General features: G+C 71.2%; 10 protein-coding genes. 5 read left to right on the top strand and 5 right to left on the bottom strand.

The features are described from left to right. Nucleotides 1-124: 124 nt before the first annotated feature. The 3 genes from trxB to ACN267_RS24860 all read left to right on the top strand — a co-directional run bounded on the left by trxB (nucleotide 125) and on the right by ACN267_RS24860 (nucleotide 2,780). Entirely contained in the window at nucleotides 125-1,075 is a 951-nt protein-coding gene (trxB, locus tag ACN267_RS24870; protein WP_204958364.1) for a thioredoxin-disulfide reductase, read from the top strand. 36 nt (nucleotides 1,076-1,111) lie between these two features. Beyond that, on the top strand, nucleotides 1,112-1,435 hold the full coding sequence (gene trxA, locus ACN267_RS24865; RefSeq protein ID WP_088643651.1) for a thioredoxin: 324 nt from the start codon (nucleotides 1,112-1,114) through the stop codon (nucleotides 1,433-1,435). A gap of 190 nt (nucleotides 1,436-1,625) precedes the next feature. Continuing rightward, nucleotides 1,626-2,780 carry an N-acetylmuramoyl-L-alanine amidase gene (locus ACN267_RS24860; protein ID WP_281901634.1) on the top strand — a complete coding sequence of 385 codons (1,155 nt, stop codon included), beginning with the start codon at nucleotides 1,626-1,628 and terminating at the stop codon, nucleotides 2,778-2,780. 28 nt (nucleotides 2,781-2,808) lie between these two features. On the opposite strand, the gene ACN267_RS24855 is transcribed toward ACN267_RS24860, so the two are convergent. After that, on the bottom strand, nucleotides 2,809-3,474 hold the full coding sequence (locus ACN267_RS24855; protein WP_204958366.1) for a GNAT family N-acetyltransferase: 666 nt from the start codon (nucleotides 3,472-3,474) through the stop codon (nucleotides 2,809-2,811). 297 nt (nucleotides 3,475-3,771) lie between these two features. On the opposite strand from ACN267_RS24855, the gene ACN267_RS24850 reads away from it, so the two are divergent. Both ACN267_RS24850 and ACN267_RS24845 read left to right on the top strand, forming a co-directional pair. Then, complete coding sequence (locus ACN267_RS24850; RefSeq protein WP_281901631.1) at nucleotides 3,772-5,079, top strand: PLP-dependent aminotransferase family protein; 1,308 nt, start codon at nucleotides 3,772-3,774, stop codon at nucleotides 5,077-5,079. Between the two features lie 7 nt (nucleotides 5,080-5,086). After that, nucleotides 5,087-6,082, top strand: a complete 996-nt coding sequence (locus ACN267_RS24845; RefSeq protein ID WP_421489760.1) for a D-alanine--D-alanine ligase family protein — start codon at nucleotides 5,087-5,089, stop codon at nucleotides 6,080-6,082. Between the two features lie 55 nt (nucleotides 6,083-6,137). Here ACN267_RS24845 and ACN267_RS24840 read toward each other — a convergent pair whose 3' ends face one another. The 4 genes from ACN267_RS24840 to rsmG form a co-directional block, all read right to left on the bottom strand. Then, a complete protein-coding gene (locus ACN267_RS24840) occupies nucleotides 6,138-7,172 on the bottom strand; it encodes a hypothetical protein (RefSeq protein ID WP_372445968.1) in 1,035 nt (344 codons plus the stop codon). A gap of 1,840 nt (nucleotides 7,173-9,012) precedes the next feature. Further along, a complete protein-coding gene (locus ACN267_RS24835; RefSeq protein WP_204958369.1) occupies nucleotides 9,013-10,062 on the bottom strand; it encodes a ParB/RepB/Spo0J family partition protein in 1,050 nt (349 codons plus the stop codon). A 27-nt stretch (nucleotides 10,063-10,089) separates the two neighbouring features. Continuing rightward, complete coding sequence (locus ACN267_RS24830; RefSeq protein WP_421489759.1) at nucleotides 10,090-11,436, bottom strand: ParA family protein; 1,347 nt, start codon at nucleotides 11,434-11,436, stop codon at nucleotides 10,090-10,092. A 264-nt stretch (nucleotides 11,437-11,700) separates the two neighbouring features. After that, nucleotides 11,701-12,402, bottom strand: coding sequence for a 16S rRNA (guanine(527)-N(7))-methyltransferase RsmG (rsmG, locus tag ACN267_RS24825; protein WP_421490491.1), 702 nt, complete (start codon nucleotides 12,400-12,402; stop codon nucleotides 11,701-11,703). Nucleotides 12,403-12,453 lie beyond the last annotated feature (51 nt).

Genomic DNA, 12,453 nt, shown 5'->3' with positions numbered 1-12,453 from the left:
GTCCGGGAATCCCCGGTTCGTACGATGACGTTCTGCAAGTCAGCCGCCGACGTCGTTGAACCGTCGGCGCTCGGATCGACGTCGGTGCGCCGCCGATGTCGTACACACACATCGGGAGACGGCAGTGGACGAGGTCCGCAACCTGATCATCATCGGCTCCGGGCCGGCCGGGTACACGGCGGCGGTCTACGCCGCACGCGCCAACCTCAAGCCACTCGTGATCGAGGGTGTGCAGTCCGGCGGTGCGCTGATGACCACGACCGAGGTGGAGAACTTCCCCGGTTTCGCCGACGGCATCCTCGGCCCCGAGCTGATGGACAACATGCGCAAGCAGGCCGAGCGGTTCGGTGCGGAGTTCCTGACCGACGACGTCACCCGGGTCGAGCTGAAGGACACCGGCGACACCGGTTCCGACGCGGTCAGCACCGTATGGGTCGGGCAGACCGCCTACCGGGCGAAGGCCGTCATCCTCTCCACCGGCTCGGCCTGGCGTCCGCTGGGCGTGCCCGGCGAGCAGGAGTACCTCGGCCACGGCGTGTCGTCCTGCGCCACCTGTGACGGGTTCTTCTTCCGCAACCAGCACATCGTGGTGGTCGGCGGCGGTGACTCCGCGATGGAGGAGGCCAGCTTCCTCACCCGGTTCGCCGAGTCGGTCACCATCATCCACCGGCGCGACTCGTTCCGGGCCAGCAAGATCATGGCCGACCGCGCGCTGAGCAACGACAAGATCCGGGTGGAGTGGAACAGCACCGTCGAGGAGGTGCTCGGCGACGACGGCAAGGTGACCGGCGTCCGGGTCCGCAACGTGCACACCGGCGACGTCAAGGTGCTCGACGTCACCGGCGTCTTCGTGGCGATCGGCCACGACCCGCGCAGCGAACTCTTCCGCGACCAGGTCGAGCTGGACGACGAGGGTTACGTGAAGGTGCAGTCGCCGAGCACCCGCACCAGTGTGCCGGGCGTCTTCGCCGCCGGTGACGTGGTCGACCACACCTACCGGCAGGCGATCACCGCCGCCGGCACCGGCTGCGCCGCAGCACTCGACGCCGAGCGGTTCATCGCCACCCTGAGCTGAACGACTGCAACACCACAACTGAGAAGGAGGGTCATAGTGGGAGCGACCAAGGTCGTCACCGACGCCAGCTTCACCGCTGACGTGCTCAAGTCCGACAAGCCGGTCCTGGTGGACTTCTGGGCCGAGTGGTGCGGGCCGTGCCGCAAGGTCTCGCCGCTGCTGGAGGAGATCGCCGGCGAGATGGCCGGTCAGGTCACCATCGTCAAGCTCAACATCGACGAGAACCCGGAGACCGCCCGCGCCTACCGGGTGATGTCCGTGCCGACCCTCACCATCTTCAAGAACGGCGAGCCGGTGCAGTCGATCGCCGGCGCCAAGCCGAAGGGCGAACTGGTCCGGCTGATCGAGTCGGCCCTGTAAACCCCGCTCCACCACCGGAACCCCGCACCCCTCCGGGTGCGGGGTTCCGGCCGTTCGGGCCGCTGACCTGCACGAACCACCGGCCGGCGGCAACCGGCCACGGTACGCTCCGTAAGCGCTGGTCCTACCGGAGGCGCAAGCGTGGCCGTCAGCGAAGGTGCCCGGCAGCCAACCTCTGAGGGGGTCCTGCGTGCGTCCGATCCGACCCGGTGACCGCGGACCGGCAGTGACCGAGATCCGTGCCGTCCTGACCGGCCTGGACCTCCTCACCGCGCCCGGCGACGAGTTCGACGCCGCCACCGAACGTGCCGTCCGGGCCTTCCAGCAGTCGCGTGGGCTCAGCGCGGACGGGCGGGTCGGTGCCGAGACCTGGCGGGCCCTGGACGCCGCCCGCTGGCGGCTCGGCGCCCGGACCCTCTACCACGCGGTGCCCGACCCGCTGATCGGCGAGGACGTCCGGTCCCTACAGGAACGCCTGCTGGAGATGGGATACGACGTCGGCGGTGCCGACGCCGTCTACGGCGTACGCACCTCGCGGGCGGTGGCGCAGTTCCAGCGTGAGGTGGGGCTGAAACCCGACGGCTCCTGCGGGCCGTACACGATGGGCGCGCTGCGCCGGCTCGGCCGCAAGGTGGTCGGCGGACGACCCCAGTGGCTACGCGAATCCGACGCGATCCGGCAGTCCGGTCCCACCCTGGTCGGGCGGACCGTCGTCATCGACCCCGGTCACGGCGGCACCGATCCGGGGATGGTGGTGGCCGACGGGACGCTGCGCTGGACCGAGGCGGATCTGGTGCACGACCTGGCCAGCCGGCTGGAGGGGCGGCTCGCCGCAGCCGGCGTCCGGGTGCAGCTGACCCGGGGTCCCGCGCCCCGGACCTGCCTGCCGGACATCGACCGGGCCGAGTTGGCCAACTCCCTCGGTGCCGACGTGTTCATCTCGCTGCACACCGACGGCCACGCCAACCCGGCCGCCGACGGGGTCGCCACCTACCACTACGGCACCGACAACGGTGTCACCTCGGCCACCGGGGAGCGGCTCGCCGGGCTGGTGCAGCGGGAGATCGTGGCGCGGACCGGGCTGCGCGACTGCCGTACCCACGCCAAGGCGTGGGACCTGCTGCGGCTGACCAGGATGCCCGCCGTACGGGTCGAGGTGGGCTACCTGACCTCGCCGCAGGACCGGGCCCGGCTGGTCGACCCCCGGTTCCGGGACCGGATCGTCGAGGCGCTCGTGGCGGCCGTACAGCGGATGTTCTTCCCGGTCGAACGGGACGTGCCGACCGGCTCGATCGACGTCAGCGCCCTGCGGGCGGTGGTGGCGGCCGGCGCGGTCCGCGACTGAGCCGGGCGCGGCCCGCGTCGACGCCCGGTCAGCCCGCGCTGGAGCGGGTGGCCGGGGCGGGGCGCACCGGCCGCAGCAGGCTCTCCGGGCTCATCGAGCCGAGCAGCTTCTCCAGCGCGTACTCGACGTCGGACTTCCAGCTCAGCGCGGTGCGCAGCTCCAGGCGCAGGCGTGGGTAGCGGGGGTGCGGGCGGACCGTCTTGAAGCCCACCGAGAGGAAGAAGTCGGTCGGGGCGACACAGGCCCGGGTGTCGTCCGGCTCGTCACCGAACTTCGCGTCGCCGAACGCCTCGATCGCCTTGATGCCCCGCTTCGTCAGATCCCGGGCGACACCCTGCACCAGCATTCGGCCCAACCCGCCACCGGCGAAGGTGGGCACCACGTTGGCGGTCATCAGCAGCGCGGCGTCCGCCGAGACCGGTGAGGTCGGAAACGCCATCGACCGGGGTACGTAGGCCGGCGGCGCGTACATCACGAACCCGGCGGGCATCCCGTCGACGTACGCCAGCTTGCCGCAGGAACCCCACTCCAGCAGTGTCTGGGAGACCCACGCCTCCTTCTCCAGCCCCGGGTCGCCGTTGGCGCAGGCCCGCTCGGCGGAGACCGGGTCCAGCTCCCAGTAGACGCACTGCCGGCACGGGCGAGGCAGGTCTTCCAGGGTGTCGAGGGTCAGACTGACCAGACGTCGCGACATCAGAGCATCCCCACACTTAGGCTCGGAGGCGAGACCAGCCCGCGGCGGCAGCATCGCCCGCTGCGTCCCCGACGAGCGATCGTACGCCGCCTGCCGACCGTACGGGAGGGGACGCGCGAATAGCCACCCGGGACGGGGACGGGGCGTCCGGGATGTGGACCCGACCCGAATCGTGACCGCTGGGCTGCCGGGCGGGGACTACGATCGGCCGACCGGCGTCCCGCGCCGCCATGGTCGCCGGCACCGCGGGTACCCCAGCGGGCGGGAGCCCGACCGACACCCGATCGAGGTGATGTCATGACCGGAACGACGCTCGACGACTACACCGACCGGTACGCCCGGCGGGTCCGGGGCATGACCGCCTCGGAGATCCGGGCCCTCTTCGCGGTCGCCAGCCGGCCGGAGGTCGTCTCGCTCGCCGGTGGCGCACCCTACATCGCCGCGCTGCCGCTCGACGCGGTCGGCGAGATGCTCGGCCGGCTCGGCGCCGAGCACGGCTCCACCACCCTCCAGTACGGCATCGGCCAGGGCAGCCCGGAGCTGCGCGAACGGATCTGCGAGGTGATGACGCTCTCCGGCATCGACGCCTCCTGCGGTGCCTCCCCCGACGACGTGGTGGTCACCGTCGGCGGGCAGCAGGCGCTCGACCTGGTGGCCCGGCTCTTCCTCGACCCGGGTGACGTGGTGCTCGCCGAGGGCCCGACGTACGTCGGCGCACTCGGGGTGTTCCAGGCCGCCCAGGCCCAGGTCGTGCACGTGCCGATGGACGACGACGGGCTGATCCCGGAGGCTCTGGAGGTGGCCATCGCCGACCAGGCCCGCGCCGGCCGGCGGGTGAAGTTCCTCTACACCATCCCCACCTACCAGAACCCGGCCGGCGTGACGCTGAGCGACGAACGGCGGGAACGGGTGCTCGACATCTGCGAGCGGGCCGGCCTGCTGGTGGTCGAGGACGACCCTTACGGCCAGCTGGGTTTCGAGGGCGACGCGCCCGCGCCGCTGCGGGCCCGCCGCCGCGACGGGGTGTTCTACCTGAGCACCTTCTCCAAGACCTTCGCCCCCGGGCTACGGGTGGGCTGGATCCTCGCCCCGCACGCCGTCCGCGACAAGCTGGTCATCGCCAGCGAGGCGCAGATCCTCTGCCCCAGCGCCTTCGCGCAGGCCGCCGTCTCGACGTACCTGTCGACGATGCCCTGGCGCGAACAGCTCAAGGTCTACCGGGAGCTCTACCGGGAGCGCCGCGACGCGCTGCTCGGCGCACTGCACGACCAGATGCCCGAGGGCACCACCTGGACCAGGCCCACCGGTGGGCTGTTCGTCTGGGCCAGCCTGCCCGACGGGCTGGACGCCAAGGCGATGATGCCGCGTTCCATCGCCGCCCGGGTCGCGTACGTGCCGGGCACCGGTTTCTATGCCGACGGCACCGGCACCGGCAACATGCGGCTCAACTTCTCCTTCCCCGCCCCGGAGCGGATCCGCGAGGGGGTGCGCCGGCTGGCCCGGGTGATGGAGCAGGAGCTGGCGATGCGGCAGGTCTTCGGGCCGGTCACCCCGACCGGCGGCCGGCGGGGTGGTCCGGACGTCCCCGGCCCCGACTTGGCATGATTCCGGCATGGCTGTCACCCCCGTCGAACGCTCCCTCGTGACCGGTTCCACCGTCACCGACCTGCACGTGCTCGTGCTCGCCGGTGGCCTGTCCTACGAGCGGGACGTCTCCCTGCGGTCCGGCCGGCGGGTTCTCGACGCGTTGCGTAGCGCCGGGGTTGAGGCGGAACTGCGCGATGCCGACGTGGCGCTGCTGCCCGCGCTCGCCGCCGACCCGCCCGACGCGGTGGTGATCGCCCTGCACGGCGCGACAGGCGAGGACGGTTCACTGCGCGGCGTGCTCGACCTCTGCGACGCGCCCTACGTCGGGTGTGACGCGCGGGCCGCCCGGCTGGCCTGGGACAAGCCGTCGGCCAAGGCGGTGCTGCGGGAGAACGGCATTCCCACCCCCGACTGGGTGGCCCTGCCGCACGACCGTTTCTCCGAGCTGGGCGCGGTGGCCGTGCTCGACCGGATCGTGGACCGGCTCGGGCTGCCACTGATGGTCAAGCCGACGCAGGGCGGTTCGGGCCTCGGCGCCGCCGTGGTCAAGGACGCCGCCGCCCTCCCGGCCGCGATGGTCGGCTGCTTCGCGTACGACTCCACGGCACTGGTCGAGCGGTACGTGGCCGGCATGGACGTCGCGGTGTCGGTGCTCGATCTCGGCGACGGACCGCAGGCGCTGCCGCCGGTGGAGATCGTCCCCCGCAACGGGGTGTACGACTACGCGGCCCGCTACACCGCCGGCCGTACCACCTGGCACGCGCCGGCCCGGCTCGATCCGGTCGTGGCCGGCGCGGTGGCCGAGGTGGCGTTGGCCGCACACACCGCGCTCGGGCTGCGTGACCTGTCCCGGGTCGACCTGATCGTCGACGGGGACGGCCAGCCCCACGTGTTGGAGGTCAACGTCTCGCCCGGCATGACGGAGACGTCGCTGCTGCCGTTGGCGGTCCAGGCGGCCGGGCTTGACCTTGGTCAGGTCCTCGGCACGCTGGTCGGCCGGGCCGCCGCCCGCCGATCCTGACCCTCTGCTGTCCACCGGCCCCGCGGCGGTTCACCGGCCCGCCGCCGAGGCTCCGTCAACGCCGGGCGGGGTCCGGGGTGACCGTTCCGCCGGTGTGGTCCCCGGTTCCGGTCGGGTCGTCGGTCGTGGTGGTCCGGGCGGCCTCCACCGTTGGATCGTCGGGGCCGCTCGTGGCCGGATCGGTGCCCGGGTTTCCTGCCGGGCTGCGCGGGTGGGTTGCGGCCTCGGTGGGCTGACCGCTGTCCCGGTCGGTCTCCGGGCCGAGGTCGTCGCCCAGGGCACCGTCGTCGCCCCGCGTGCGGTTGCCAGGCGGCTCCGCCTGGGCGTTTCCCGATGCGGCGTCCTCCGCGACGGCGGGTGCTGCCGGCGGGGTGGGCAGGTCCGGGGTGGCCCCGTGCTCCGGGAGCGGGAGCGGGGTCTCCTCCTCCGATTCGATCACCGAGACGGCGTCCTCGGCGGCTGCCGCTGCGGCTTCGGCCGACGACTGCGCGGCGATGCTGGAGGGCGTCTGCCACTGGATGCGCGGCGGCTCGGCGAGCGGGCGTCCACCGAACTCGGCCAGCCAGGCCGCGACGTGCGCGAGGTTTTCCCGCCACTGGGATTCCGAGATGGGGGGCAGAATCGAGTCCCAGAGCGACAGGAACGTGCCACGCAGCTGGAGCCGACCGTAGGGCCGGGCCAGGAACCACATGTGCAGATGGGCGGACCCGTCGCCCCACCGGTTCACGTGCACCCGGGCGACCCCGTCCAGCGAGCGGATGGCGCGCTCCAGCCGAACGGTCATCACCCCGAGTTCGGCGGCGAGCAGGTTGGGCAGGTCGCCCAGGTCGAGGTGGGACCGCGACTCCAGGATGAGCACCATCGGCAGGCCGGTGGGGCGATCCATCGCCCGGACCCGCCAGCGCTCACCCACCCAGATGTACGCGTCATCCGGCGCGTTGCAGGCGATGCATTCCCGAAGCCCTTCGCCCTTGCGGGGAGGCTCGACCGCTACCGGCTCGTCGAGCTGCTTGACCCGCAGGTCACCTTCGAAGGGGAACGACGGCCACTGGGTGAAGTCCGGAACTGAGGGGGAAGGGGTGTCGTGCACGACGCTGACCCTAACCGAGACGAGGACCGCTGTCCCTACCCCGAACGCCGCTGATCATGAGGTGATTTCGGCCAGTGGGAGGCGGCTGACGGGTGGGCGCGAGTGGGCGTCACGACGGTTGTCCACAGGCTGATGAGATCACCACCACACCCCGTCATCCACAGGCTGGGGAGGGTTCTGACGCGCTGTTTCACGTGAAACGGGTGCGGCCTGTGGAAAACTTCTGTGGATAACTTCGGCGCTTCATCCACAGCACTGTTCACAGGATGCAGGGGTCCGTCTTCCTCAACGATCGAGGGCTTCGCCTGGCTGCTGGGTGACCGCCGTTTTTCCGCAACGGGTGCCGGGGATCAGGTCACCCGGGTCCACTCTTCTGGCCCCTGGCGCGGGGCGGGCAGGCAGGAGCGGCCACCGGCGGGGTCCGGTCACCCTTCACGTCGGCCACTTTGCTTTCCTCGGTGGAGGTGGCACTGCGGGACACCGCGATCGGCACCGAGCAAGCAGCCGGCCGGTACCTGATCGGGCGGGTTTCACGTGAAACAGCGCCCCGTGTTGCGTGTTCGAGGGTGCAGGTGGGCCGGCGTCGCGTCCTCGGCGGGGCGGCCCGGCACCACTCGGCCGGTCTCGACGTCACCCGGATGGACGTGCCGCTGCCGATGGATTCCACACCGGCAACGGCCCGCAGTCAGAGCCGGCCATCGGTCGGATCGCGCGCGGAGGTGCACCGAGGAGATCAGCCGGGTGGAGACAAGGGAGTGGCGGCGCGGGTCCGGTCCGGTCCGGATGGTGAGCGGTAGCTGGGTCGCCGCGTGGTCGACAACCTGGGGTGTAGGCCCGGCAGGTCATCGGGTGGGGAGCCGCGGCGCGGTTGTTGCTGGCGGCTGGCGAGAGTCACCTCGGCGGAGTGGCGGAGTGGTCATGAATGCCGCTTGACCCGGTGTTCCACGTGAAACGTTGCGATGTTGGACCCTCCTGGTCACTCCTTCGACGCCCGGTCGGGCGTGATCGCGCCGTGGGGCCCCTCAGCTCAATCGTGCCGGCCTTCACGCCTCCCGGACAGACCCAGTTGTGGGGCACGCCGTTCATCGCGTCCCAGGCGATCTGAGCAGCCAACCAGGGCTGATCTCTGCGCTGCGGTTCCGGCTGGTTCCACCTCTACCGTCGTCGTCCATGCTCACAAGGCTCACCGGGTCGGATGGGGGGAGGCGAGACTCCCGCCAGCCACACCGGACAGTCGAGGCTCGCGCGCCGTCGACCACCCCGCCTCACTGCTTCGGAGCCCGGTCGTACCGACACTGGAAGCGCGGCGCTCGCTGGCTCGCCACCGTCCGTACCCGTCGGGTCCGGTTCTCTTTGGTTGGTCGTTCACCAGAGCACCGCTTGCCACACGGTGACGAGGAGCCGAGCATCGCCGCCGCATCCCGGGTTTCACGTGAAACGGACCTCGGGGTAGGCCAGTGGTGCCGTCGCCGCCATGGTCAGTCGGGCCCACGGCGGCCACCCCGGAAGCGGCAGCCGAGTTGACGCCACCCGGAAGCGGACTTCCACCGGGAAACCGTCCGCTCGGGCGGACAACGCCGACGTCCTCTTCCGCAGGTGTCCCGTTGTCAGGTCGACCGACCATCCGCCGCCCTCGACGGCATGGGAGGTCGGGAATCCCGGAATGCACCATGCCCAGCCTCGTGTCCCCCGTCGACAGCAAGCCGGACGGTCGAGCAACTCCGACTGGCAGTTCCACGGGAGAAGCGACCGGCCGCGTACCCACTCGGGGTACGCGGCCGGAAACGACGATCAGGGCAGGCTCGGGCGGACGGGGCTGTGCCGGCGGGCCGGACGGTCGTCAGTCCTCGGGTTCCGCCTGTTCTTCCTCACCGACGCCGATGATGCCGACGATCCGCTCCAGATCGTCCACCGTGGCGAACTCGATCGTGATCTTGCCCTTGCTCCGGCCGATGTCCACCTTCACCCGGGTGTCGAACCGGTCGGAGAGCCGGTCGGCCAGGTCGGTCAACGCGGGCGCGTGCGGCTTGGCCCGACGCTTGGCGGCCGGCGTCTTCGTAGGGCCGTCGCTGAGCGCCAGAGCAACGATCTCCTCGGTTGCCCGCACGGAGAGTCCTTCGGCGACGATGCGCAGGGCGAGCTGCTCCTGTGCCTCCGACTCGTCGAGGCTGAGCAGCGCACGGGCGTGGCCGGCCGACAGCACACCGGCCGCCACCCGACGCTGGACCTGCGGGGGCAGGTTCAGTAGTCGGATCGTGTTCGAGATCTGCGGCCGGCTGCGTCCGATCCGGCGGGCCAGTTCCTCGTGGGTGGCGCCGAACTCCTCCAGCAGTTGCTGGTACGCGGCGGCCTCTTCCAGCGGGTTGAGGTTGGCCCGGTGGATGTTCTCCAGGAGCGCGTCCCGGAGCATCGCGTCGTCCTTGGTTTCCCGGACGATTGCCGGGATGCTCTCCCGGCCGACCGCCTGGGCGGCACGCCAGCGCCGCTCGCCCATGACGAGTTCGTACTTCTCGCCGTCGAGCTGACGCACGACGATCGGCTGGAGGAAGCCGACCTCCTGGATGGAGGTCTTCAGTTCCTCCAACGCCTCCTCGTCGAAGACGTGCCGGGGCTGTTTCGGGTTCGGCACGATCGCGTCGACGGAGATCTCCGCGAAGCGCGCGCCGGGCACCGGGCTGAGTTGGGGTTCCTCGGGCGGCGGCGCGCTGACCGTCGGGGTGGGCATCGACAGGGCCGGGCTCACGGGATCGGCGGACGTTTCGATCACCGGACGCGCCGGGTCGACCTCCACGGGCATGGTCGCCGTGGCCGTGCTGCTCTCCTGCACAGGCCCGGTCGGGATCAGCGCACCGAGCCCTCTACCCAGACCGCCCCGTGGACGGTTCTTCATGCGACGCCTCCCAGCGACTCGTCCGCACTACGCATTCCGGATCACCGGCTCCTTGGCACCGCGCTCGGCAATCTCCTGGGCGGCCTCGAAGTAACTCGTGGCCCCCCGCGATCCGGGATCGTAGGTCATCACAGACTGCCCGTAGCTCGGGGCCTCCGACACGCGGACGTTGCGGGGAATGACGGCCTGAAGGACCTTGTCGCCGAAGTGGTTACGGACGTCCTGTTCCACCGCGTCGGCCAGCCGGGTACGGCGGTCGTACATGGTGAGCAGGATCGTCGAGACGGCCAGCTTCGGGTTCAGGTGCTGGCGTACCAGATTGATGTTGTTTATCAACTGGTTGAGTCCTTCCAGCGCGTAGTACTCGCACTGGATCGGGATCAGCACCTCCTGGGCGGCCACCAGAGCGTTGACCGTCAGCAGTCCGAGGGAGGGCGGGCAGTCTATGAACACGTAGTCGAAGTGCCCCGGGTACGCCTCGATGGCCCGGTTCAGCCGGGACTCCCGAGCGACCACCGAGACCAGCTCGATCTCCGCGCCGGCCAGGTCGATGGTCGCCGGCACACACCACAGGTTGGGGATGCCCTCCACCTCCTGGGCGACCTCGGCCAGCGGCACGCTGTCGATCAGGCAGTCGTAGACGTCCGGCACACCGGTATGGTGCGGGACGTTCAACCCGGTGGAAGCGTTGCCCTGCGGGTCGAGGTCGACCACCAGCACCCGGTTCCCGTGCAGGGCCAGGGCCACCGCCAGGTTCACCGTGGTCGTGGTCTTGCCCACGCCGCCCTTCTGATTGGCAACGCACATCACCCGGGTCCGCTCGGGACGGGGCATGGTCACCTCGCCACTCGGATTAAGGATCTGCACGGCGCGCATCGCCTCCATAGCCAACGGTGGATCATCCTCTTCGCGCGTCGGGGTTTCACGTGAAACGTACGCGGCCTGCGCCGCACCGGCGGCCCCGGGAGCGGGGGCACCGATCACGGTCACGGCATCGGGCACCGCGCCGGGAGAGGGCTGTACGGGCACCGGTGGCGTGTTGCCGTGCACCGGTGTATCGAAGCGCGAGGATGCCCCCGCGTTCCGTCGTACCGCGGTGGTCGCCCGGTCGTCCGGGGCGTTGACCGGTCGACCGTCGGGCCCGGCCGGCACGGGGGGCGGTGGCACGTACGACTCGGGCACCGGACGGGCGGCACCGACCGCGGGCGGCTCCCGGCGTACCCCCGGGTCGTGCTCCGGCGGACGGATCGTGGGCTGCCCGCCGGTCGTCCAGCCCTGCTGATGGTCGGTTTCACGTGAAACAGGGTCCACGCCTGAGCCCGGCCCCTCGGGCCGGTTCACCCGTGGGTCGTCGTACCTGCCGTCGTCATGCACCTGTCATCCCTACCCGCTCCGGATGGTCGGTCCGCACCCCGTCTCGCTTGCCGTACACGCGCTCACACCGCGGGGCGTACGGCCCGGCGGGGGCGATCGGTACCCGGTGCCCCGAACATCCGCCCGCCCCACACTATCGACGCGCGGTCAGCCTACGGGGGACGGGCGCGGCGGGTCCATCTTCGTTGTCGGATGGATGGATGCTCCCCCACCCGTCGGGCAGTCCGTGACACCGTGTGGCGCTCCAGACCGACAGGTCAGGGTTCAGCGGACGCGCTTGCGACCGCTACGCGACCGCTTCGGGGCCTTCTTCGCGCCAGGAGCGCGGAGCACCCGCTCCCGGACGATCTCCACCACGGTGGTGGGCGGGTCGAGGAGGTCGGCTCCGCAGAGTCGTACCGTCGGCTCGCCGCCGCCCAGCGCGGCGACCGCCCCGGCATGTTCGACGATCTCGTCCGCTACGGAGGCCCCCTTGAGGGCGATCAGCCGCCCACCGGGGACGACCAGCGGCAGGCTCCAGGTGGCGAGCCGGTCCAGCGGCGCCACCGCGCGGGCGGTGACCACGTCGGCGGTGAACGGGCCGACACCGCTCGCTCCGGTGGACGCCTCGTCGGCCCGGCCACGGAACACCCGGACGGTCCTGGCCAGCCCGAGCCGTTCCACCGTCTCGACGAGGAACGAGGTACGCCGGGCCAGCGGCTCGACCAGCACGACGTTGAGGTCCGGACGGGCGATCGCCAGCACCACCCCGGGCAGTCCGGCACCGGAGCCGACATCGATCACGCTGGCGCCCTCGGGGATCAGTTCGGCGACGGCCGCGCAGTTGAGCAGGTGCCGGTCCCAGATCCGGGGTGCCTCACGGGGGCCGATCAGGCCGCGTACCACTGCGTCGGTGGCGAGCAGTTCGGCGTACCCGGTGGCCAGGTCGAGCCGGTCACCGAAGAGCGTCCGCGCGGCGGCGGCCAGCCCGGTCGGGAGCGCGGCGTCCTGCGCCGAGGGTACGGGCGGCTCGGGCGA

Origin of the sequence: Micromonospora sp. WMMD734 (assembly GCF_049178975.1) — a bacterium.
In the GTDB taxonomy this organism is placed as follows: domain Bacteria; phylum Actinomycetota; class Actinomycetes; order Mycobacteriales; family Micromonosporaceae; genus Micromonospora; species Micromonospora wenchangensis.
The sequence above is the reverse complement of the archived record's forward strand: the minus strand, read 5'-3'. Positions and strand labels throughout refer to the sequence as shown.

What these genes read in the sequence shown, in the direction of transcription:
- ACN267_RS24850 (WP_281901631.1), top strand. Translation starts at nt 3,772, where the DNA reads ATGACCGGAACGACGCTCGACGACTACACCGACCGGTACGCCCGGCGG.
- ACN267_RS24835 (WP_204958369.1), bottom strand. Translation starts at nt 10,062, where the DNA reads ATGAAGAACCGTCCACGGGGCGGTCTGGGTAGAGGGCTCGGTGCGCTG.
- ACN267_RS24845 (WP_421489760.1), top strand. Translation starts at nt 5,087, where the DNA reads ATGGCTGTCACCCCCGTCGAACGCTCCCTCGTGACCGGTTCCACCGTC.
- ACN267_RS24855 (WP_204958366.1), bottom strand. Translation starts at nt 3,474, where the DNA reads ATGTCGCGACGTCTGGTCAGTCTGACCCTCGACACCCTGGAAGACCTG.